General features: G+C 38.9%; 18 protein-coding genes. 2 read left to right on the plus strand and 16 right to left on the minus strand.

Annotated features, from left to right (window positions below; all coding sequences use genetic code 11):
- Nucleotides 1-10 precede the first annotated feature (10 nt).
- Nucleotides 11-241, plus strand: a complete 231-nt coding sequence (locus Epro_RS02615) for a hypothetical protein (protein ID WP_052570312.1) — start codon at nucleotides 11-13, stop codon at nucleotides 239-241.
- Nucleotides 241-975, plus strand: coding sequence for a tRNA pseudouridine(38-40) synthase TruA (gene truA / locus Epro_RS02620; RefSeq protein ID WP_052570314.1), 735 nt, complete (start codon nucleotides 241-243; stop codon nucleotides 973-975). Before Epro_RS02615 ends, truA begins: the two co-directional genes overlap by 1 nt.
- Before the next feature lie 622 nt (nucleotides 976-1597).
- Here the strand turns inward: truA and Epro_RS02625 are convergent.
- The 16 genes from Epro_RS02625 to Epro_RS02700 form a co-directional block, all read right to left on the minus strand.
- Nucleotides 1598-2290, minus strand: coding sequence for a thiamine phosphate synthase (locus Epro_RS02625; protein WP_052570315.1), 693 nt, complete (start codon nucleotides 2288-2290; stop codon nucleotides 1598-1600).
- An 80-nt stretch (nucleotides 2291-2370) separates the two neighbouring features.
- On the minus strand, nucleotides 2371-3192 hold the full coding sequence (gene thiM, locus Epro_RS02630) for a hydroxyethylthiazole kinase (protein ID WP_202812883.1): 822 nt from the start codon (nucleotides 3190-3192) through the stop codon (nucleotides 2371-2373).
- Nucleotides 3193-3468: 276 nt separating this feature from the next.
- Nucleotides 3469-4146, minus strand: a complete 678-nt coding sequence (locus Epro_RS02635) for a Fic family protein (protein ID WP_052570319.1) — start codon at nucleotides 4144-4146, stop codon at nucleotides 3469-3471.
- Between the two features lie 24 nt (nucleotides 4147-4170).
- Nucleotides 4171-5424 (minus strand): saccharopine dehydrogenase family protein, encoded by a 1254-nt coding sequence (locus tag Epro_RS02640; RefSeq protein ID WP_052570321.1) that lies wholly within the window; start codon nucleotides 5422-5424, stop codon nucleotides 4171-4173.
- Between the two features lie 101 nt (nucleotides 5425-5525).
- The gene (nspC, locus tag Epro_RS02645) at nucleotides 5526-6632 is read right to left on the minus strand and encodes a carboxynorspermidine decarboxylase (protein ID WP_052570323.1); all 1107 of its coding nucleotides are present in this window, start codon (nucleotides 6630-6632) and stop codon (nucleotides 5526-5528) included.
- A gap of 3 nt (nucleotides 6633-6635) precedes the next feature.
- The gene (gene fic / locus Epro_RS02650; RefSeq protein WP_052570325.1) at nucleotides 6636-7241 is read right to left on the minus strand and encodes a protein adenylyltransferase Fic; all 606 of its coding nucleotides are present in this window, start codon (nucleotides 7239-7241) and stop codon (nucleotides 6636-6638) included.
- A gap of 19 nt (nucleotides 7242-7260) precedes the next feature.
- Nucleotides 7261-7548 (minus strand): YunC family protein, encoded by a 288-nt coding sequence (locus Epro_RS02655; RefSeq protein ID WP_052570327.1) that lies wholly within the window; start codon nucleotides 7546-7548, stop codon nucleotides 7261-7263.
- A gap of 7 nt (nucleotides 7549-7555) precedes the next feature.
- Complete coding sequence (locus Epro_RS02660) at nucleotides 7556-9688, minus strand: glycoside hydrolase family 57 protein (protein ID WP_052570329.1); 2133 nt, start codon at nucleotides 9686-9688, stop codon at nucleotides 7556-7558.
- The gene (locus tag Epro_RS02665) at nucleotides 9689-11044 is read right to left on the minus strand and encodes a hypothetical protein (RefSeq protein WP_052570331.1); all 1356 of its coding nucleotides are present in this window, start codon (nucleotides 11042-11044) and stop codon (nucleotides 9689-9691) included.
- A gap of 85 nt (nucleotides 11045-11129) precedes the next feature.
- Nucleotides 11130-11663, minus strand: a complete 534-nt coding sequence (locus tag Epro_RS02670; protein ID WP_052570333.1) for a hypothetical protein — start codon at nucleotides 11661-11663, stop codon at nucleotides 11130-11132.
- A gap of 19 nt (nucleotides 11664-11682) precedes the next feature.
- A complete protein-coding gene (locus Epro_RS02675; RefSeq protein WP_237754519.1) occupies nucleotides 11683-12345 on the minus strand; it encodes a tetratricopeptide repeat protein in 663 nt (220 codons plus the stop codon).
- An 8-nt stretch (nucleotides 12346-12353) separates the two neighbouring features.
- Nucleotides 12354-13001, minus strand: a complete 648-nt coding sequence (locus tag Epro_RS02680; RefSeq protein WP_052570337.1) for a histidinol phosphate phosphatase domain-containing protein — start codon at nucleotides 12999-13001, stop codon at nucleotides 12354-12356.
- Between the two features lie 198 nt (nucleotides 13002-13199).
- Complete coding sequence (locus tag Epro_RS02685; RefSeq protein WP_052569643.1) at nucleotides 13200-16538, minus strand: autotransporter domain-containing protein; 3339 nt, start codon at nucleotides 16536-16538, stop codon at nucleotides 13200-13202.
- A 91-nt stretch (nucleotides 16539-16629) separates the two neighbouring features.
- Nucleotides 16630-17898 carry a hypothetical protein gene (locus tag Epro_RS02690; protein WP_052570339.1) on the minus strand — a complete coding sequence of 423 codons (1269 nt, stop codon included), beginning with the start codon at nucleotides 17896-17898 and terminating at the stop codon, nucleotides 16630-16632.
- 644 nt (nucleotides 17899-18542) lie between these two features.
- Nucleotides 18543-21884, minus strand: coding sequence for an autotransporter outer membrane beta-barrel domain-containing protein (locus Epro_RS02695; RefSeq protein ID WP_052570340.1), 3342 nt, complete (start codon nucleotides 21882-21884; stop codon nucleotides 18543-18545).
- A gap of 347 nt (nucleotides 21885-22231) precedes the next feature.
- Nucleotides 22232-22960 carry a ComF family protein gene (locus Epro_RS02700; RefSeq protein WP_082121475.1) on the minus strand — a complete coding sequence of 243 codons (729 nt, stop codon included), beginning with the start codon at nucleotides 22958-22960 and terminating at the stop codon, nucleotides 22232-22234.
- Nucleotides 22961-22995 lie beyond the last annotated feature (35 nt).

Here is a 22995-nt window from a genome sequence, read left to right on the forward strand (position 1 = left end):
GAGATAACACATGTCCATTAGCGGAGTTTTTAAAGTAATAAGCAAAGTTGCAAAAGTTGCAGGACCGCAGATAACAAAGCTTATAGATTACAAAAGAGCCCTGTCAGACCTTAAAGCCGAAAACGAAATTTTGGCAGCCGAAATAATAAAATTAAGAAAGCTTCAGATTATTTCCACCATAGTTATAGCTGCGTTATTTACCGTTTCAGTTATATTTATAGTGCTGTATTTTTCAAAATAATGCCTAATTTCCAACTAATTATTGAGTATAACGGTACAAATTTCAACGGTTGGGGAAAACAACCCCGCTTAAGAACTGTCTGCGGCGAGCTTGAAAAAGCATTTTTTGCTATTTTTAAAACTCCGGTAAATATTACCTGTGCCGGCCGAACGGACAAAGGCGTTCACGCAACCGGTCAGTGTGCAAACATCCGCCTGCCTGATGAAATTTTACCTGAAAAATTATTATTAAGGCTCAATTCCTTGCTTCCAACAGATATAAACGTTAAAATAGTAAAGGCGGTCAACGATTGCTTTGATGCCAGAAAATCTGCAAAATCTAAAACCTACACCTATATTATATACAATTCGCCCATCAGGTCTGCACTGCAAGAAAATCGTTCATGGCATGTTGCGCAGCCGCTTGACATTAAACTAATGAAAACTGCCGCCAAATTTTTGCAAGCCAAAAGAGACTGCTCTGCCTTTGACTCTTACAACAGCGTTTTTGATTACAAAATAGTAGATTTGCAGCATGTAAGCATATCTAAAAATGGCAATTTTATAACAATTTCAGTTACGGCAGACCATTTTCTGTATAAAATGGTTCGAAAAATGGTAGGGGAAATTGTAAAAATCGGCAAAAAAGAGCTGCCTCTGGCAGAATTCAAATCTACAGTCCTGTCCAAAAACTGCAGCAAATCAACCAAACCGGCGCCGCCGCATGGGCTGTATCTAACAAAAGTAAGCTACTAAACCCAAAATTTCAAGGTACTCCAATACCCCAAAAACGCTTAAAACGCAAGCAATAAAACCTCTGTTTTTGAAATATAAAAACAGGGGATTTTTTACATTTAAATTTTAAGCAACGCAACAAGGGTAGCAATAGCCAAAATTAACAAGATAAGTTCCCGCATAATTTTATCCTTTAATTCTCAATTTTCAATTATCAATTCTAAATTGCCGTTAACCATGTGAGTGATACTTTATAACTGTTAAAGTATGAACTAATATAAATGTAAATTTATTTTATTTATAACGATTTATTTACATAAACATAACAATTAACTCAAATGTTAACAAACCTACCAAACCCCTGCTCAACTTAACATAATGTATCTTATCGGACAAATTTTTAGGTAGTTTTTAGGCAAAATTTTACGAAAAAGTTTTGAGAAATTTTTTGGATTTTTAAATTTAAGGTTTTCTTTGGCATGTTAAAATTTAATTTTCAAGGTATCAAAACTATCCGGAAAATTAAATTTCAAATTTTGATTTTTTGAAAATAAAAAAACAGCCCAAAAATTCTGAGCTGTTTTTTTATTTATTTAGTTATTGCAGATTTGCGGTTATTAACCTTAAGGTCATTGACCCCTTTCTATTTTCCCCAAAATTCGGCTAATTTTTTTGCAGCCTCAAAAGGGCTGGCGGCGCCTGCAATTGCGGACACCACAAAAAAGCCGTCAACTTTAGTTTCTTTCAAACCGGCCAAATCTTGTAATTTTACCCCCCCGCCAACAACAACAGGCAAAGGACTTAATTCTTTCAATTTCTTAATTTCGGACAAGGTGCGCTCAACTACAACGCCATCAACCAAACCGCAATCCGGCTTTGTGGCGGTTGCATGCAAAGGACCGGCGCCAAAATAATCAACGGTTCCGGATTTGAAATTTTTAATATATTCAAACAAATCTTTAGAGCGGGCAGAAAGACCTATAATAGCATCTTCACCAAGGATTTTGCGCGCCGATTCAACAGAAACGTCGCTTTGACCCAAATGGACACCATCAATTTTAACGCCATTAAGTCTTAAATCGTAAGCAACATCAACCCTGTCATCAATTACCAAGGCTATTTTGTTTTCCTTTCCGGCAAGTTTAATTTCTTCTGCCGCTATACGCCCTAAATCTGCCAACTCGGCAGCCGAAACAACTTTGGAGCGCACCTGCAAAAACGTTATTCCGCCGGCAATGGACTGTTTAACTACTTCTCTAAAGCCCAAACTGCCCACATTTTCAGGCCCTAAAACAAAATATACCGACAAATCAAACGATTTTCTCAAATGACTCATGTTTTTTTCCTTTTGATATCCCCGCAATGTGTTGCCGTGTCATTCCAGCAAAAGCTTCAATAAACAAAGACGTTGGCAATTTAGCTGTTTATATGGCTTTTCGCATACTTTTCAACTTCGTCGGCATTCAACAAACTTAAATTATCAACAAACGCCGTTTGAAATGAAAAAGTGCCCATGCCTTTTTTTGCGGCGCGTTCTGAAGCATATTTATATACAACAGAACCTGTTAAAGCCGCAGTAAGAGGGTCGGCAACTCCTGCGTAAACTGCAATTACGCCTCCAAGAGAACATCCCGCGCCTGTAATACTTTTAAGCATTGCCGAGCCGCCGCTTATGCGGTAAGTATTATTGATATCTAACACAATATCTGTTTCTCCGGAAATTGCAACAGCTCCGCCTGTCCATTTGGCAAGTTCTAAAGCTGAAGACAGCGCGGCATCTACCGTGTCGGTTGAATCTACGCCTTCAACTTTCCCCTTTTTCTCGGTTTGAATTCCCCAAAGGTTTGCCAAAGCAATAATTTCCGAAGCGTTGCCTCTTATTACTGAAGGTTTATATTGTTTTAAAGCGTTAAGAAGCTGGGTGCGAGTGTCGCCCAAACCTGCCGCCACGGGGTCTAAAACCCAAGGCTTGCCAAGTTCAACGGCAGCTTTCGCCGCTTCGGTTAAAGCTTGCAAAGCGACAGGCTGCAAAGTGCCTACATTAATGTAAGTTGATTTTGATACAAATGCGAGAGGTTTTGCTTCATCAGGTAAGAAACACATTGCGGCGCGCCCGCCAACTGCCAGCTGCGTGTTTGCAACTAAATTTATAGTTACAAAATTTGTCCACGACCCAACTAACGGACATTGAATCTTTGCATCTTTAACGGCGTTTACTACAGACGTTACTTCTTTCATTTTTCCCTCCGCCGGCATTATCCGGATCAAGTTAGAGGCATTCGCCTCTTTGCGGCACTGCCGCTTAACGGTATAATCTCAGCCCTGCTTCTTTACTAAAAGCATACAGCGCATTTCCCACGCGCGGGCACCCGTTGTAAAACAATTGATAATTGAGAATGAACAGTTGAGAATTAAGCTACAGAGACTTATTTATTTATAATTCCTATTCTTAATTTAAGAAAATCATTTCCTTTTATGAGAAGCAAGAAAAATGGTTCCACATCTTTTATTTTTTCATAATAAAAACTTCTTAAGTCTTTCCGCTTCTTGTTTTGATAAATCTTCCAAATAAATAGAAAAATTTTCAACGTTTGACGTTTTTAAAAATTCAAAATATTTGCTTCTGTCTTCCACGGGAATAATGGAAGGCGCTATGTTATGCTTTAACAACTCATAATTTATAATAAGTCTGCCGGTTCTTCCGTTGCCATCGGCAAACGGATGAATTTTTTCAAACTCTATATGGTTGTAAGCAATTTTTTCAAAAATAGACGTATGCTTTGCGTTATTATAATTGTCTATAAAATAAAGCATTTTATTTTGAACTACTTCTTTCTTTGGCGGAATATGTTCAGCGCCGCGTATAAAAACATCAACATTTCTAAAACCTGATATGTCGTTAATGTTTTTATTTATAATTTTTGCAATCTCAATAATAAAACGCTCATCTGCTTCGTTTTGTAAGTTATCTATTACAAAATTTAAAGCATATTTGTGATTTATCGCTTCGTAAATTTCTCTTGGTTTTGCCGAAACTTTAAAAGAATCATCTTTAAAAACAATAGCATAAGTATCGGCATAAGAAAGCGTTGAGCCTTCTATAGCGTTAGAATTATACGTGCTTCTTGTAATATAATCCTCAAAATAACTTTTATTGTTTTTTATGAACGCAACTATATCTAAATTTTTCATATTGAATCAGTTACTTGCTCCTTACTACTTGTTTTTAGTTCTCGGGGCTCTTTTTTTGGAATAGCTCTTTTTTATTGTTTCTGTTGGAAGACCAATATTGTTTAGCAAATCTATAAACGGATCCGGGTCTAACTCTTCAACGTTTACCATGGTTTTTGTGTCCCAGTCGCCTCTTGCAACAAGAATTGCGGCGGCAACTGCGGGCACGCCTGCGGTGTAGCTTATAGCTTGGCTTTCCACTTCTTCATAGCAAGATTTGTGGTCGCAAACGTTGTAAATGAAAAGTTCTTTTTTGCGACCGTCTTTTGTACCTACTATTAAATCGCCAATGCAGGTATTGCCCGTATAGTTTGGCGCAAGAGTTTTTGGATCCGGCAAGCACGCTTTTAAAACTTTCAGAGGAATAACTTCCAAGCCTTCTGAAGTTTTTACTGGTTTTTCAGACAACAACCCGATGTTTTTTAAAACGTTAAAAACGTTTATGTAATGGTCGCCAAAGCCCATCCAAAACCTTATGGAGTTTGCGTCTATGTTTTTTGAAAGCGAGTGAAGCTCATCGTGACCGGTTAAGTAAACGGGCTGTTTTCCCACAACGGGAAAATCGTAAACTTGCTTTTCCGCGTGAACGGCTTTTTCCACCCACTGCCTGTCTATCCACGTCCAAACTTTTTTAAACTCTCTAAAATTAATTTCAGGGTCAAAGTTTGTCGCAAAATATTTGCCATGGCTGCCGGCGTTTACATCCATAATATCTATTGTGTCTATTGTGTCAAAGAAATGTTTTTTTGCGTAAGCAACGTATGCGTTTACAACGCCGGGGTCAAAACCTGCGCCGAGTATTGCGGTTACTGATTTTTCTTTGCAGCGGTCTTTGCGTTTCCATTCGTAGTTTTCATACCATGGCGGATTTTCGCAAACTTTGTCGGGGTCTTCGTGAATTGCGGTGTCTATGTAAGCCGCGCCGGTTTCTATGCACGCTTCCAAAATAGACATATTACAAAATGCCGACGCAAGATTTATAACTATGGAAATTCCCAAATCTTTTATAAGCTTTATAGTTTCATGAACATTTAAAGCGTCAATTCTTTTTGCAGCTATTTTATTTGCAGGGTCTTTGTAATTGTTTTTACGTTCTATACTGTCTAAAATATCGCTACAAGCGTCAAGCGAGCGCGAAGCTATATAAATATTGCCGAACAAATCATTATTTTGCGCAAGTTTATGCGCCGCAACATGAGCCACACCGCCTGCCCCTACAAGTAGAACGTTTCTTTTCATTTCCCCAATATCTCCCTTGAAGACAGGTAATAAATAATAGGTAAAAAATTTTACCTGCCAACATTATCTATTACCTTTTATTTTTTATTTATTACTTGCCGCTATGATAAACTCGTCAGAAAATCATTATATGAAAATTCGCGGATAAGCTCAACTTTTCCGTTGAGCCTTTTAACAACTATAGACGGCATTTGCACGCCGTTAAACCAATTCTTTTTTACCATTGTATAACCGGCAGCGTCCGCAAAACGCACAACAGAACCCGGTTTTAATTTTTTGGAAATTTTATACGAGCCGAAAATATCGCCCGCCAAGCAAGAGCGTCCGGCAATTATGTATTCATTCTTTCCGGATTTTTCTGCAATTTTTGCAGGGATTCTATAAATAAGAAGGTCAAGCATATGAGGTTCTATAGACGCGTCAACAATTGCGGTTTCTTTTTTATTTTTAACAACATCTAAAACAGTGGTAACAAGCTGCGCGCTTTGCGTTATGGAAGATTCCCCCGGCTCAAGATAAACCTGAACGTTATATTTTTGCGAAAACTCTTTTAACTTTTTACAAAACTTATCAAGCGGGTATCCGTTTTTTGTAAAATACAACCCGCCGCCCAAACTTATCCAATTAACTTTATTTAAAACTTTTTCATATTTTGCAGATATTTTATCAAGCATTTTTGAAAAAGAGGCAAAGTCTTCGTTCTCGCAATTGTAATGAAACATAACGCCGTCAATTTTATTTAAAACAGATTCAAGCTCTTTTATATCCGTTATTCCAAGACGCGAATATTTTCTGGCAGGGTCTGCCAAATCAAAATGAGAATAACTTATTCCCGGATTAACGCGCACGCCGACTTTTAAATGTTTTACATCGTTATAAAATCTTTTAAGCTGCGATGCCGAGTTAAAAATAACTTTATCGGCAAACTTCTTAAGCTCGTTAATATCAGACTTACTATAACCCACGCTAAACGCATGCGTTTCCCCTCCAAACTTTTCCTTGCCGAGTTTTGCCTCATACAAAGAACTGCTTGTAGTGCCGTCCATATACTTAGACATTAATGGAAAAACAGACCAAGTAGAAAAACATTTCAAAGCTAAAACAGATTTAGCTCCGGAATGTTTTTTAACATAAGCAACCTTCTTCATATTTTCAAGAAGCTTCCGCTCGTCTATTAAGTAGTAAGGCGTTTTGATTTTATTTTTCATATTTCATAACTCTTCTATTTTAAATTCCGCGTAGCCTTCGTAATAATAACTGATATCTATGCCTTTCATGAAAATTTCTCTTTCGTTTATTTTATCGGTTAATGCATTTTTTAAAATGTGTTTTATTTCAATATCTTTAACTATACTTCTTTCCATTGCCGATAAATACTCTTCTTTATTTACCAAATTCCAATCTATTACTTTTTTTATTTCGCTTTTTAAAATTAAATCCAACCAAATGCGCGCGCTGCGACCGTTGCCTTCTCTAAACGGGTGAGCAATATTTATTTCAACATACTTCTCAATAATTTCGTCAAAATTAGTTTGCGGCATTTTATCAATATTTTCAAGCGATGCCTTAAGATATGTTAATGAAGCAAAACGAAAATTCCCCTTGGAAATATTCACATCGCGGATTTTACCCGCGAAATCATAAATATCCGAAAACAAAAACTTGTGAATTTGGGATAATCCGTTGAAAGTTCCAACTTCTATATCATTAATCTTACCTGTTTCAAATAATTGTTTAGCTTTTTGTTTGCTGATTTTTTCCTCAAACTTATTTAATTCTATTTGATTTGTAATATTTAATTTATTTGCCAAAACCATTTCTATACTCCTTACACAACTATATCAGCTTCAGCGCTTCCCTCACCGGCATTCCGGTTTTTATTCCTGCTTCTTGCGCGAAAGTTGTGGATTTTACTATTTTTGCGTTTAACATATCTTCAACTGTTTTCACGCCTGTGGCTATGGCGGCAATGTTTTTAAATTTTTCTGCGGTTTCAAGGTTTAGATATCCGCACATAATAAAGCCTTTGGCGCCTTTTATAAAAACTAAATTTGTTCCGGGGGCAATCTCGCCTTCAAACGCTTCAAAAGTTTTTCCGTCAACGGTAATTTGTTTTAGCTGCATTTTGCCTCTATTTTTCTATAATGATTTTATCATTTTCCGGCCAAGATTCTACTTCCTGCCCGTTTTCTTCTACTGCTACGTTAAACTCTATTTTTGCATAATCTGCGGGAATGTTAACCGCCCAAAACGGAACGGCTAATTCTATTATGCTGTCGTAAGCCGCGTTTGATAAATCTATGCTTTTTTCCTGACCGCCCGTAACGGCTGAAAATTTTATAATTTGTTTTTGCGAATTAAAAATTAACGAAACTTTAGAATTTTCAGGCGACGTAATATTTAAGTTAAACGACATATTATCAAAATTTCTGCCTATTGCCGACGCGTTTAAATCTATTCTTAAAAAAAGATTTTCATTGTCAACGCCGTAATATAAAAAGTCTATAAGTCCGGCTACTTTATGCATTGCTCCGCCGGAAGATTTTGTAACATAACATCCGGCGTTATGCCATTCCGTAAACGTAGATTCCCTACCGTCTATTTTAGGGCTTATATGCGCCACAGGTTTTAACTGCTGTCTTTTTTTTGCAAATTTATTTATAGGTTCGTAGAAACTTGCCGGAGGAGTAACGCCGAAAAGTTTATATATTTCTATTAAATGTTTTCTGTAAAGATAATCAAAAATATCGTCGCTTGAAGAGGAATGATCGTCGCCATACCACCAATTCCAGTCGGAACCTTCCGCGGCATACAAAAGATCCCACGCTTTTTTTTCCGCGGCGCTTCCTTTGCATTGTGGATTCTGCTCAATATATGTTGTTAAAAAATCTCTTGTAAGGCTTAAATAATCCCACGAAGTATTGTCCTCGCTGTGACCTATCCAAACGTAAAAATTTCCGTTTATCCACGAACCTGCGGTAAGTTTTTTTACTTCGTCTTTAGGCGGAAATTTTTCAAGATAGTCGCTTATGCGCACGGTTTCTATTGTTTCGTCGGCGCTTAATTTTTCGTAGAGTTTAGTTAAAAAATCCCAGCCGTCATTTTTGTAGTATTCCCAACAGTTTTCTCCGTCTAAAATTACGCTTACAAGAGGCGCGTCGTAGTCGTTGCCAACGTAATCGGCAATGCCTCTTATTTTTGAAAGAAAATCATTTGCGGCGTCTTCGGGATTCCATTTGGAATAAACAAAACCTATTAAATCCGAAAGTCCGTGATCTCTAAAAATTATATTCGTATTGCCGGTTTTAAAAGGTCTGAATAAAAATTTTCTGTTCGCGTTAATTTCTTTAACGCTGTTAAATAATACGGCTTCGTCGGTGGCTATCCATTTTACGCCGGCATTTTCTATAAGTTTAACGGCAGCGTCGGAAACGGAACCTTCCGACGGCCACATGCCTTTAGGTTTAAAGCCAAAAACTTTTTCGTAATATGCCGCAGATTTTTCTATCTGCGCCGCAGCATCTTCCGGATGCGTAAATCTTTGCGACGGAAGATCTATATTAGCCGCAGCCTCGCGCGCAGAATTTGTATCGCACAAAAGCGGAAGTATCGGATGATAAAAAGGCGTTACGGAAACTTCAATTTGCCCGTTGTCTTGCGCCTGTTTATATTTTTCTACTACTTTAGCGCATATTTCAATTTGCTTTTGAATAAGCTTTTGTTTTTCTTCTTCGCTGAAATTTTCGCCTTTGGCATATAAGAAAGATATAAACTCGTCGTTTTTTATCCAATACGGATCCATCCACGCCAAATTAAACCAAACCTGCAAGTCTCTGAAATCCTGCTCGGTAAAATCTTTAACGATGTTTGCAACGTGCGGTTGCGCGGTGTTAGAGCCTCTTTTGTTAAATATTTCAAGATAACGTTTATTAGGCGCTATCATATTATCCCAATTTGCCATAAAAAAACGGGTTAGAATAAAAGTTTTTTCGTGATTGTTTAAAGCTGCGGCGTCTTTAAGAGTTAAGTCCATAAAAACGTCTTTTGCTTTTCCAGACGCATATTCTTCAAGCTGAATAAGCAAAGACGGCACAAGATTAAAATTAGCTTTTACCTTCGGAAAGTTATCTAAAGCGGCAACCATATCGTAATAATCTTTAGTTGCATGAAGGCGAACCCAAGGAAGTTCGTATGTGTTGGTTTCGGGATTTTTATATATAGGCTGGTGCTGGTGCCATAAGAACGCTAAATACACTTTCTTCATTTAAAATTTCGCATTTACTTCAAATTGAATTAAATATGAATTGTCGTGATTTGCAAAAACGTTTTTCGGGTCGCTTGGAGGAGCGTAAACGGAAAAATTTAAACCTGCGTCAAAATATTTCTGATAAAAATATTTGACAAAAAAATCAAACTCGCTTCCAAGGTCTGCTTTAGCGCCAAAAACTTCCGCAAGCCCCGCGCCCGAAGCGTCCGGCGGCGCGTCTGAAGCAAAATATAAATATAATCCCGCGCCTGCCTGCAAAAACTTCCACGGAAATATGTCAAACTTTGCGCCTAAAGTATTTATTCCGGCAATGCCGTCGGGAAGAATTAAAAAAGAGTCCGCGTTATTTGCGGCAAATAAATTTCCAAAACCCACCCTGCCTATGCCGTTATATCTTCTTGCAAAAGTAGGATTAAAAACGTTTCCGTTTTTTGAGTCCGTATAAGAAAACAAAACTTCCGCGTTTGAATCCATATTAAAAATTTTTCCGGAGAGTCCGCCTTCAATTAAAATTGCCAAAGAATCATACTTAACGCTTTCGGTAGAACTTACAAACCTTTCCCCGCCCTGCTTTGCAAATTCTATATTATATTTATACTTTGCTTCCTGCGAGTAAATTCTAAAATTGTAAAAAGTTTTATCGTCATATCCTGAAGTTGTGCTTGCGCGAACGCCTTTTTCATACTCCCAGCCGGAATCGTTGTATTCGCGGTAAACTCCAAGTTCAAACGTAGGAACTGTTTTTAATTTTATATTTCCGCCGTAAACGTCAAAATTTGCGGCGTCAACTTTAGATGCAAACGCTTCAAGCGCAAAAAGATTAAAAAAATCCACCTCGCCGCGCATGCCTACAAGACCGTTATTAATTAAACCTATAATTAGTCCGCTGCCCTCGTATATATCTTGTTTGCCCACGTGCAGCGAAAACGGAATTTCAGATTTGCTGTCGCTTTTATACGTTAAATAAGCAGTTTCAAGAAAAACAGGATAGTCGTTATTTAAATAAGGAGATATAAAAACATTATTTGCTCTGCCGGAAATTCCATAGGAAGCAACTCTTGCATTCATATCTATTCTGTTGTCAAACTGTCCGTTAAATTCTAAAGCAAGATATTGCAAAAACATTGTGTCCGATAATTTATCGTTTGACGGGCGGGTGTAATCAACATTTGAATAAGATAACGCGCGAAATTTTAAATCGTAATCTATGAGAAGAGTTATTTTTGAGGAATTATCAGTTTCAACAACAGCAGGCGCAGGCGCCGCCGCTGCCGCGCTTTGGGTAGAAGCCGATTGAGCAAAAAGCTGTGAAGACAGAAATAAAAAAACAGACGCTAAAATTATATGTTTCATATGCGTTAATTATACCTATTTTACAATGAAAAAACAAAAAAAAGCCCCTGCCCAAAAGGCAGAGGCTTTTTATAAAAATACACTATTATATGTATAGTCTTAAACCGATTTCAGGAAAGTATCCCGCATAGGTTCCAAACTGTGTGAAACCGCTGCCGGTTAAAAGTCTTAAACCAAGTTCTGCCGACAATGAAAGATTGTCAACCACAAACCATTCTACGCCAAGTCCCGCGCCAATGGTAAAAAGAGAAGTTGACGAGGCGTCCTGAGCAAGCGACACATTTACAACGCCAAGATTTCCCGCCGCGTAAACATTTAAAACTTTGCTGTAATTTTTCAATACCGTTAACGCTTTTGCCTGAAAAGCAAAAGCACTGTTTCCGTCGCCTGCCGCAAAACCTATGCCGCCGTCTATTCCAAAAGTAGGGCTAATCCAGTAACGAGCTGCAATTGTGGAAAAATTTCCCGCTCCGTCAATTCCTAAATTAAAGTTGGAATACCCCAAAGCAAACATGCCTTCCATATTAACTCCGGAAGTATTTGAAGATTTATTTTGCGCTGCAAACAAAGGCGAAACAAGCAAAGACACAAACAAAAGCGTAAGAATAACTTTTTTCATCTTTACAACCTCCGTGTATTTATTTTTTCATTTCTTTTAATTTAGCTTCCGCAGCATAAGCTTCGTTAGACGCGGGATAGTTTATCAAAATATCATTATAAACGTTTACCGCATCTTCGGTAGCCCCCTGAAGCAAATAATACTCCGCTAAATTTAAATAAATATTTTTTACCATAAAATGCGTCTTATATTTTTTTATGAATTCGGTTGAATAAAGTATTGCGTTGTTGTAATCTTTTTGTCTATCGTAAAGATAAATAACTCTTACCAAAGCCAAAGGGCGCACAGCGGCAGGCTTGCCTTTTGCAATAGTTTCATTAAGAAGAAGCAAAGCCTGATCATAATATTTTTGATCAATAAGAATGTCGGCTTGTATAAGACGCGCTTCATAAGCTGCCGGAGTGTTTTTATATCCGTCTATAATGGTATTAAGCTGCGCATAACCTTCATTTGACTTTCCTGCAGCAAAAAGGTTGTAAGCGTAAGATAAATTATCGGAAGCGTCCTGTTTATTTTTTGCCAATACGTTAAATATTACAATAACCGCAATAATTGCGGCAAAAATAAAACCTATAAGAGTCAAAAAACTTGTTCTGTTTGCTTTAATCCATTTGATTACAACTTCCGCAATATCTGCAAACCTTGATTTTTTAGGCGAAAGATCTACTCCGTGTCCGTGCATTTTCACTTTTAACTCCTTTTATTTATAACTTCTTTTGCATTGCGCTGCATTATTTCATAATAATTTTCAGGAAGCCCCGAAAGAGACAACGTTTTTACAATAGTTTCTTTGTTAAGCAAATTTTCAGGAACGTGAGTGTCCGTATTTAAAACAAGTTTAGCGCCAACCTGCAGCGCAACGCTTGCCACTTCTTTATTTGTTGCGTTATGTCCTGCTCTTGTTGTAATTTCTATTTTTATATCGTTTTTAAGCGCAAACTCCGCCTCTTTAACGGATAAATGTCCGGGGTGAGCAAGCACGTCAATATCTGCCTGCGCCGCATAAAGATTAGTTTCAGGCGGAACGGTTTCCGCAGTAGTCTCGCCGTGCACAACTACAATTTTTGCGCCAAGCTTACGGACTTCTTTGGCCGCAGACGCTATAAGTTTTGGCGGAATATAAGTAAGCTCCGCCCCGGGAAATACTAAAATTTCGTAGTTATCGGTAAGAATTTTTGCCGTTTTTGTAATTTTAGTCAAAACAGATTCCATATTAGAAAAATCTATATGGTCTGTAAGAGCTATTGCCGAATAGCCCTTATATTTAGCTCTGTAAACGAGCTCCGACGCAATTAAGACTCCGTCAGAAAAAAATGTATGCGTATGCAAATCTATCATATTTGCTAATTATACAAATAAAAGAATTTTACGGCAACTGCTTTTTTGCGGAGATTGACGACAAACAAAAAGAAACGGCAGATTTTCGGTTAAGCCGGAAATCTGCCGTTTCTTTTTGTTTCTAATTTGTAATTGTTGTTTCTTGTCGTTACTTACCCTCTTATCTTCTTAACTTCTTACCATCATCGCTTCCTGTCATCATCTTAAAGCATTTTGTAACTCGTCAGGCAAATCGTTCATCTCGTATAATTGCGTTTCGGCGGCGGCTGTCGGTTCAGGGGTTGCCTGGGCTTCTTCTTTGCTTGTTATCTTGTTTGTTGCTGCGCCAAAGTTATATCTTAATCCGGCGTTGCCGTTAATGGTTGTGTAATTATCCGCTGTGTATGCGTTTGCTCCTGCTATTATTTTCAACCCTTCCGCTACTTTTACGCTTCCTCCTATTGCTACTCCCAATATCACGCCGCTCTCTTCATATCCTCGGCTTTGGAATTTTATTTCTGTTCCTTCAAATGCGCTTTCTATTTCGTATTTGTTTCCTGCAAGCAAATATTTTCCTTCCAAGTTTACATATCCTGCCCATTTCTCATTCTCGTAGTTTACTCCCGCTCCTACTCGTCCTGCGCTTCTGAAATAATTTCCTGCTTCCACATTTAAGTTTAGTCCGTTTGCTCCTGTTTCTTTAAAGCTTTCATAACTTGCGTTTTTTACTTCTGCTCCTATATATGGTTTGAAGATTGTATTGTTTGCTATTTTTATTTTTAGCGCTCCTTCCACGTCGCCGCCTATTGTCATTCCTGCGTAACTTCCTTTTGCTTCTCTATCTTCATACCCGGGGAAATATTTGCTTAGCTCTATATTTCTTGTTGTTTCATAGCTGTCTTTGCTTGCGTTTATCGTCGCTTTTATTTCATACTTCTCCGACGCGTAGCCGCCGTATATTCCTCCGCCTATTTTATTTAGCGTTGCTTTATTTGCTTCTTCTTTTATACTGTTGCCTTTATACTTTACATATGCTCCCAACGTTGTTTTATTTAATCCGCTTGTTGGTCCAAAATACACGTCAAAACCTGCCGCTACTCCGTATCCGCTGTCTTTATATTCACCTATGCTGTTTATATCTTTTCCAAACTTTGCGCTTGCCCCTATTGCCTGCACCCACATTGCTGTGGTTGTTTCTTCTACTCCATTCTCTTTCTTTATTCTCTCATACAGCTCAATATTCTCGCTGTCTAACGCTGCGCTTCTTATTACGTTGCTTACAAAATATCCTGATACTGCCGACAGAACTTCTTTCTGCTCTTTCTCTGCCAAGCCCGCTGTTTCCGACATTACATTCATCAAATCATTTCCTATTTCCGGCGCCAGCGACAACGCGTCCCACGTTCTTGCTGTTTCTTTTTGGTTATATGTTAAATTCGGCAGCTCTTGGAAATTTGCGGCGCTTGTTCCGCTTACTATTATTCTTACTATTCCTGTCCAGTCTGTTATATCGTTATATTTTATTTCATACGAAAAGCTGCTTGTTCCTACGTAATCAAACGTTGTTGTTGTAAACGTTCCAAATACTACGTTGTTGCCGGACATTATTAGTTTATATTCTCTGTTATTGTAAAAGCCAAAACGCGCTTTTATATGCAAATTCCCTCCTACTTGCGCCGAGCTTGCATATATTTGGTCGTTTTCTCCGTTTGCAAATATATCCATCAATAAGTTTGTATCGCTTTCAAACAACGTTGTTGCTGTTGCTACGTTTACATGCGTGTTGCTGTCGGTCATGTCAAATTTTGCGCCTCTAAATATCAGGTTGTTTGCCTCAAGCGTTGCGTTTTCTAACAGCGCTACTTTTCCTGCTGTTGCTGTGAAGTCGCCGTTAATTTGGTTGTTGCCGCCTATGTATAAATCGCCGGCTCCTGTTTTGTTAACCGCTATATTTGTTGCGCTGATTGCGCTTTGTATTCCGCCGACTAAACTTATTGTGTTTGTTCCTGCCGTTATTAAATTCAACAAGCTATTGTTATCAAGATATATATCGTTTGGCGCGCTGCCTGCTTTGTTGCCTGTAAATAATATATTGCCGCTTGCGGCTTCCACTGTTACTGTGCTGCCTCCGGTTACGTAGATTGCCCCTCCCGCTGTTGTTGCTTGGTTTCCTGTGAAGTTTCCTTTTCCGGACAATGTTATGCTTGAATTATTGCTTGCATATATGCTTGCGCCTATTAACGATTTATTATTCATAAATGTCATTACTGTGTTCTTGAGGGTTACTATTGCGTCGTCGGCATATACTGCTGCGCCGGTTGAACTTGCTGTGTTATAATTAAGCGCCACTTGCGAATCTTCAAATATTATTTTTGCTTGTCCTCCCGCAGCCATGTTGCCGCTGAAGAAGTCCATATAATTTCCGGCTACATATATTCCTGCGCCGGTTGTTGCTGTGTTGCCGTTTATTGTTACCGTTGAACCTTTAAAATTTATTTCCGCAACGCCGAAAAAGGCGAGATTTATAGCATTGGTCCCTATTCCTGATGACCCTGCAGACACTGAACCGCCTGCAAATATTCCTCCGCCTTCTTCCGCTGTGTTATTATTTATATTAACTTTTGAATTTGTGAAAGTTACTATTGCTGTGCCGCTGTCGGAATCATTAATTCCAACATTATATGCTCCGGCAGATACCGCTCCGCCTACAAACAATCCTCCGCCTTGCGCGGCTGTTCCGTTAATTCCTCTTGCTAACACATTGCTTGTAAAATTTATTGTTGATGATGTAAAGTTTACCACTGCTGTTCCGTTGCGGGAAATATTGTCCCCACCATTACGTATTCCGGCAGATACCGCTCCGCCTACAAATAGCCCTCCTCCTTGCGCGGCGGTTCCCCCGTTTCTACTTGTTACCGTATTGCCTATATAGTTTATTGCTGACAACATAAAGTTTACTACGGTCGTGCCGCTGCTGCTGGAATTGGTTGCTCCGTTACTATATAATCCGGCGGAAACCGCTCCGCCTACAAATAACCCTCCGCCTTGCGCGGCGTTTCCTATATATTCGCTCGTTACCGTATTGCTTGTAAAATTTATTGTTGATGATATAAAGTTTGCTATCGCTGTGTCACTGCTGGAATTGTTTGCTCCGGAATCATATGCTCCGACAGATATTGCTCCGCCTACAAATAGCCCTCCTCCTTGCGAGGCGCTTCCATTGCCTCCGCTCGTTACCGTATTGCTTGTGAAATTTATTGTTGATGATATAAAATTTACTACCGCTGTGCCGCTGCTGCTGGAATTGATTGCTCCGGAACCAGCTACTCCGGCAGAGACCGCTCCGCCTACAAATAGTCCTCCGCCTTGCGATGCGCTTCCAGTGCCTCCGCTCGTTACCGTATTGCCTATATAGTTTATTGCTGATGACGTAATGTTTACTGCCGCTGTGCCGCTGCTGGAATTGTTTGCTGTATCATCGGTATATTCTTCATATGCTCCGGCAGATACCGCTCCACCTACAAATAGCCCGCCGCCTTGTGCTGCGGTTCCATTCATTCTATTTTCTACTGTATTACTTGCAAAGTTTATTATTGACGATGTGAAATCTACTACCGCTATACCGTTGCCGGCATTGTTTGCTCCCTCATCAGATATTGCGGCAGAAACTGCCCCCCCCTACAAATAGCCCTCCTCCTTGCGAGGCGCTTCCAGTGCGTCCACCCTGTACCATATTACCTGTAAAGTCTATTATTGATGATGTAAAATTTACTACCGCTGTGCCGCTACTGGAATTGTTTATTACAGTCCTACCTACTCCGGCAGATACCGCTCCACCTACAAATAGCCCTCCGCCTTGCGCTGCATTTTCACCCGTTACTGTATTGCTTGTAAAATTTATTGTTGACGATGTAAAATTTACTACCGCTATGCCGCTACCGGAATTGTTTACTCCGGTACCCCTTGTTCCGGCAGAGACCGCTCCGCCCACAAATAATCCTCCGCCTTGCCCTACTGTTCTCACCGTTCCAATCGTGTAAGTTGACATATTGCTTGTAAAATTTATTGTTGACGATGTAAAGTTTACTACCGCTGTGCCGCTGCTGGAGTTGTTGGTTCCACCGGTAAATGCTCCGGCAGAGACTGCTCCTCCTACAAATAGCCCTCCGCCTTGCGCTACGCTTCCGATAGCTCCACTCATTAACGTATTGCTTGTAAAATTTATTATTGATGATGTAAAGTTTACTACTGCTGTGCCGCTACTGGAATTGGCTATTCCACCATATGCCCCTGCAGAGACCGCTCCGCCTACAAATAGTCCTCCGCCTTGCGCTGCGCTTCCATAGATATAATCGCTTACAGTTGTTACCGTATTGCCTGTAAAGTTTACTGTTGCATTTGTAAAATCTAACATGGTTGTGCTGTTTGAATAGGTATTATATGCCCCTGCTGCAAATAATGCTCCTCCCTGCGCTGCGCTTCCACTACTACTTATTACTTTTTTAAAATTTTGAAATGTTATGGGTCCATAAAAAAATAAACTGTTTCCGGAAGAAAGAGTAATTCCGGCGTTTGCATTTTGCCCGTCTAACACGTATCCGTTTCCGGTAATTGTTCCGCTTAATACGCTAAAGCCGCCGGTGGAAAATAAGATATTGCCGGTTAAAGATATGTTGTAATTGTTTGTTACGGTTGTTATGGCTATAAAATTGTCAAAGTTGTTTACAGACGTTTGGGCGTAGGCTTTTGGCGCTGCCAAAAACAAGGAAAAAGTAGCAAGGAGTAAGGAGAAAGTAACGGCTTTCCTGCTTCCGTTGAAAATCGGAATCCGTTTTTTATTTAACATGGATACCGTGCCAAGCACGGTATGACGGACGCATACAAAAAATGCAATGGCTGCTCGTAAAATTGTTTTCATTTTTTTCCTCTTTCAAATTGTATTTTTACTTTTTGTTTTATAAATGAAAAAACACTGACTGCCGTTTGGCATTCAGCGCATTCTATTTTATTGGAATTGACAGCAAGGATGTTTTTTTCGGATAACAACACCAACGAAGTATTTAAAGGGTGCGTCTGTCTGTCTGTCTGTCTGTCTGTCTGTCTGTCTGTCTGTCTGTCTGTCTGTCTGTCTGTCTGTAAATCATATTTTTTCTCTTTTTTTAAATGTAATAAAAAGGTTTTAGCAACTTCTTAATTTTTCCAAAAACTCTTCTTTTGTGATTTGCAAAACATTAATAATTTGTTTGCAAACGTAAAACTAAACTTCCTTACCGTGAAAAGGAATAATAATTAGTCTTGCAATTCCTTTGCGTTGAGAATTATAACACAAAAAAATACATTTCGCAATAATACCCTTTCAGTTGAAAAATGGGAATTAACGACAGTACTTTTATTTATTAATTTGTAATTGCCGTTTCGTCTTTGTTGTTATTTTCACTTTCCACTTTCCACTTTTCACTTTACCGTTAAATAATGAACACGTATAATATTTAGCAAACATGGATCCCGGATTAAGACATTCCGGGATGACACTTCGTGTCACTTTTCACTTTGCCGTTTTTGTTATTCTACAAATATTTCTACTCTTCTGTTGTTGGCTCTTCCGGCGGCTGTTTCGTTTGTGTCCACCGACATTCTGTGTCCAAATCCTATTATTCTCACTTTGCTTTCTTCTATTCCTTCTTTTACAAACTCTTCTCTCACGCTCTTTGCTCTTTTCTCAGACAACTCTTGATTTACTTCCGCTTTTCCGCTTGCGTCTGTGTGCCCTTCTATTGTTACCGACGTGTACTCATACTTCTTTATTTCTTGCGCCATCTCTTTTATATCTTCTTTCGCTTTCGGCGTTAACTCTGATTTACCTACTCCAAAACTTGCCGCCTTAATACTAAACGCTTTTATTGACGCTTTCCTTCTTGCTTTGGCTTCTTCTATATCTTTATCTTCTTTTTCTACCGCTGCCGTTGCCGTTGATTCAACAACCGCCGGCTTTGCTTTTGTTTCTACTACTGCTGCTTCCTTTCCCTTTTCCCCTATTCCTATTCTTACTCCTACGTTTGCTCCTATTGCGCTAAACTTTTCCCCGCTCTCTATATTTCCTTGTCCGTATATGTATATATTTTCGCTCACCTTTACATCTATTCCCAACGCTCCTTCAAATCCGCCTCCGCTTATGTTGCTTTCATACCCTACCCCGCTATAACTCATTTTCCCTTTCCCTGCCAGCTCATGGTTATACCCTATTTCTATATACGGCTCATACTTCACTTCCCCGTTTTTCATTACTGCGTAACCTATCAATATATTCGCTTTTCCTTTCACATAATTCGCTTTTCCATACTCCAAACTCCCTACGCCGTTGGTTACCGTTGTTTTATCGTCGCCTGCCATTAGATACTGCACTTCTAACTTCGGTTCTATTCTTATATATTTATTCTCGTCTTCCTCTACCTTGAACGTTTTTCCCGCTTCTATTCCCGTTGCCCATATGTCCCTTTCAGGTTTATACTCCAACTTATCGCCTATTGAACTGTAATTTGCCATATCAAAACTTGTTATGAAATATCTGCTTGCCAAATCTACAAACCAGCCGCTTTCTTCTATCCAGCTTCCATACAACCCTACGCTTACTCCCCTTCCGTTTCCGTTGCTGTTTTCTACACCTAACTTTGTTTTGGCTTCCAATGTTCCCGTATATCCAAACATTCCTCCAACATATATTTTATTCTTTTCCTCTCTATTTACCAAAACGTCAAAACCCGCTTCTATTCCCATTAAACTTAAATTTGTGTCCACCATATCTTTTACTTTCTCGTTTACTCCATATACCCTGCTCCACACGCCCGCTATTCCAACCCCAAAACCTCTTAAATCGCCTAAGCGTTTTTCTAAACTGTTCATTCCCGCTCGCGCCAACAGCACGTTCAATATTGGCATATTCGCCATTGTTTTATATACGTCCGTTAGCACCGGGTTTCCTCCGGCTCCGCTTACTGCTGTTCTTAGATAATAATCCCTTGGGTCTGCCGACGCGCTCCAATCGCTAAACGTTGCGTCGTCCCCTTTATACATTTTTATTTCATATGCTCCGTTATCTATTTTTCCGCCTTCTAAACTAAAATTTCCGTTTATTACTGCGTTCTCCCCGAATTCTACCGCTTTCATTCCATCGCCTGCTGTCAGCGCTCCTATTGTTCCCACTTGTTTGCCCGCTATTTCTATATTCCCTTCATATTTATCTATTATTCTTATTTTATCAGACTCGTCGTCAATTTGCCCGTTTATTTTTACATTCATATATATCTTTTGACTTCCGCTTGCGCTTGCGTCTAATTCGTTTATTGTCAACTGCCTGCCTACGCTATTGCTTCCTGCGCTGTGCAAACTTATGCTTCCTTCTTTAAATTCTAAATTGCTTAAATACGGGTTACTATAATCTAGATATACTACCCCGCTTCCCTCTTTTGTTACTTTTATATTCATGCTGCTTGTTGTCGTATTAAACCCTATTCCGCTTTTAAAATATATATCTTTTGCTCCCCCTAAATTCAACACGCCCCAATCAGCTATGTATATGTCGTTGGGGCTTCCGTTCATTTTATTATTGTCAAACGCTATGTCCCCGTTGTTTGCTATTATGCTTACGCTTGCGCTGCTTGACACGTATATTGCTCCTCCGTAACTTCCCGCTTCGTTTCCTATAAAATTCCCTGACCCTTCTAATGTTATGCTGCTTCCTGCTTGCGCAAATACTCCCCCTCCGGCTCCCGCTATTGCTTTGTTGTTTATAAAATTTATGACGCTGCCGGCTATTTCTACTACCTTATTGCTCCATATTGCTCCGCCGTTGCCGGTATTTGAGGTGTTGTTTGTAAAACTTATACTGGAAGCGTTTACTAAAAATTTACTGTTTGCCCCTTGGGTGTTTACCGCCCCGCCGTTTGTTCCTGCTTGGTTGTCAATAAAACTTATTTCTGCGTTGGTAAAATCTATAAAGCCTGTGTTTACAATTGCCCCGGCAACTGCCAGCGCTTTGTTATTTTGAAATTTCATAGTGCCGCCACTAACACTAATAGTGGAATTATTCATGTTATAAATTGCGCCGCCATTGCCAATCAACGCGTTGTTATTATCAAAAATTACGCTTAAATTAATAAATTGAATCAAAGAATTAGTATTAGTAACAGTTGCGTTTTGACTGGATATATTATTACTAAAACCCACAAATCCGCCATTAAAACTAATAATGGAATAATTGCTATTATAAATAGAGCTACCGGAGGCGTTTATACTGTTGTTACCGGCGAAAGTTACGCTTGAACCGCTAAATTCAATCAAAGAATAACTATTATTGAAAATAGCGCTGCCATTGTAAGTTGAGTTGTTACTGCTAAAATTCACAGACGCGCCAATAAAACTAACAGTGGATCTATCATTATTATAAATAGCGCCGCCGGAATTGCTGGAAATGTTATTAGCAAAAAGCACGCTTGAATTATTAAATTCAAGCAAAGAATAATTATTATTGAAAATAGCGCCGCCATAAGTGCCCACGCTGTTGTCAATAAAATTCACAATTGAATTCTTAAATTCAATTATAGAGGTACTTGAAACAGTAGAAGAATAAGTGTTATGAATAGCGCCGCCTTGAGTTGTTGCGTTATTACTGCTGAAAGTTATTGTGATTATGCCTGCTAACGCTTGAAATTTTATTACTCCGCCATAACCATTGTACACGGCTCCGCCGGCGTTATTAGATAAGTTCACAAATTGCGTGGAGACACTCACGTCAAATTCAGCATAATTGATATTATTTATGCGAGAATGACTCTGACCGTAGATATTGCCAATAAATACAAGCAAACAAGATAACACAAAAACAGAATAAACTAATGTCTTTTTCATTTTTTTCCTCTTTCAAATTGTATTTTTATTTCTTGCTTTATAAACGAAAAAACCGGTTGCATTAAAAATACAACTAGCTTTCTATTGTTGTATATGAAAAATTTACAGCAGCGTTTAAGGGAGTATGTTGTGTTGTGTTGTGTTGTGTTGTGTTGTGTTGTGTTGTGTTGTGTTGTGTTGTGTTGTGTTGTGTTGTGTTGTGTTGTGTTGTGTTGTGTTGTGTTGTGTTGTGTTGTGTTGTGTTGTGTTTTTCATTGTTCTCTCAAGGGCTTCTTCATAATAAGATTTACTTAACACTATTACATAAAATGATTATACAAAAAAGCTCCGGTTTTATCAATTATTTGCTACATGTCGCGCGCTAAAGTAAGCGCAAAAACTTTTTTGGCGCCCGCTAATTTTAAAGCTGCCGCGCAAGTTGAAAGAGTTGCGCCCGTAGTTGCAACGTCATCTATTAAAAGTATATTTTTATTTTTTATAAGCTCTATATTTTTGACCAAAAAAGAATTTTTAACATTTTCAATTCTTGCGCTCTTGGCAAGTTTAAACTGCGGCTTGGTAATTTTCTTTCTGTATAAAACATTTGTGTAAACGGGTTTAGAAATTTTTGACGCCGCGCCAAAAGCCAGAAGCTCCGCCTGATTATACCCTCTTTTAACGCGTCGGACAAAATTTAACGGAACCGGAATTATGCATTCGGTAAGATTGTGAAAATTATTTTTAACGGCGGTGTCCGCCAAAGAGTTTTCAAATTCTTTTGTAAGAAACATTCTTCCGGAATATTTAAATTTTAAAATAAGTTTGCGAACGCCGTCTTGGTAAACATACGGCGATCGCAGCGTGTCAAAAGAAAATCTTTTGCGGTCTTTTAAACACGCATAGCAGTGTTCCCCTCCGTCGGGCAAAAAAACTCCGCATTTTTTACAAATGAGTCCGTCGTTTTTTGTTAACCCCTCAAAACAAGACGGGCACACTCTTTGCTTTGCGCCGCGCGGCAAATCTGTAGAGCACAAAGAACAAGTTATAGGAAACACAAATGATACCGCATGAGAGATGATGCTTTTTATTGTTTTCATGATTTCAAAGGATAATTACGAATTAAAGGCAACAA

The sequence above is a fragment of the Endomicrobium proavitum genome (genome assembly GCF_001027545.1).
Classification (GTDB): domain Bacteria; phylum Elusimicrobiota; class Endomicrobiia; order Endomicrobiales; family Endomicrobiaceae; genus Endomicrobium; species Endomicrobium proavitum.

Excerpts from the sequence above, each read along its gene's own strand:
- Epro_RS02660 (WP_052570329.1), bottom strand. The coding sequence starts at position 9,688 with ATGAAGAAAGTGTATTTAGCGTTCTTATGGCACCAGCACCAGCCTATA.
- Epro_RS02695 (WP_052570340.1), bottom strand. The coding sequence starts at position 21,884 with ATGAAAAAGACATTAGTTTATTCTGTTTTTGTGTTATCTTGTTTGCTT.
- nspC (WP_052570323.1), bottom strand. The coding sequence starts at position 6,632 with ATGAAAAATAAAATCAAAACGCCTTACTACTTAATAGACGAGCGGAAG.
- Epro_RS02640 (WP_052570321.1), bottom strand. The coding sequence starts at position 5,424 with ATGAAAAGAAACGTTCTACTTGTAGGGGCAGGCGGTGTGGCTCATGTT.
- thiM (WP_202812883.1), bottom strand. The coding sequence starts at position 3,192 with ATGAAAGAAGTAACGTCTGTAGTAAACGCCGTTAAAGATGCAAAGATT.
- Epro_RS02680 (WP_052570337.1), bottom strand. The coding sequence starts at position 13,001 with ATGATAGATTTGCATACGCATACATTTTTTTCTGACGGAGTCTTAATT.
- Epro_RS02665 (WP_052570331.1), bottom strand. The coding sequence starts at position 11,044 with ATGAAACATATAATTTTAGCGTCTGTTTTTTTATTTCTGTCTTCACAG.
- Epro_RS02655 (WP_052570327.1), bottom strand. The coding sequence starts at position 7,548 with ATGCAGCTAAAACAAATTACCGTTGACGGAAAAACTTTTGAAGCGTTT.
- Epro_RS02635 (WP_052570319.1), bottom strand. The coding sequence starts at position 4,146 with ATGAAAAATTTAGATATAGTTGCGTTCATAAAAAACAATAAAAGTTAT.
- Epro_RS02690 (WP_052570339.1), bottom strand. The coding sequence starts at position 17,898 with ATGAAAACAATTTTACGAGCAGCCATTGCATTTTTTGTATGCGTCCGT.
- fic (WP_052570325.1), bottom strand. The coding sequence starts at position 7,241 with ATGGTTTTGGCAAATAAATTAAATATTACAAATCAAATAGAATTAAAT.
- Epro_RS02615 (WP_052570312.1), top strand. The coding sequence starts at position 11 with ATGTCCATTAGCGGAGTTTTTAAAGTAATAAGCAAAGTTGCAAAAGTT.
- Epro_RS02670 (WP_052570333.1), bottom strand. The coding sequence starts at position 11,663 with ATGAAAAAAGTTATTCTTACGCTTTTGTTTGTGTCTTTGCTTGTTTCG.
- Epro_RS02700 (WP_082121475.1), bottom strand. The coding sequence starts at position 22,960 with ATGAAAACAATAAAAAGCATCATCTCTCATGCGGTATCATTTGTGTTT.
- Epro_RS02685 (WP_052569643.1), bottom strand. The coding sequence starts at position 16,538 with ATGAATGGAACCGCAGCACAAGGCGGCGGGCTATTTGTAGGTGGAGCG.
- Epro_RS02675 (WP_237754519.1), bottom strand. The coding sequence starts at position 12,345 with ATGCACGGACACGGAGTAGATCTTTCGCCTAAAAAATCAAGGTTTGCA.
- truA (WP_052570314.1), top strand. The coding sequence starts at position 241 with ATGCCTAATTTCCAACTAATTATTGAGTATAACGGTACAAATTTCAAC.
- Epro_RS02625 (WP_052570315.1), bottom strand. The coding sequence starts at position 2,290 with ATGAGTCATTTGAGAAAATCGTTTGATTTGTCGGTATATTTTGTTTTA.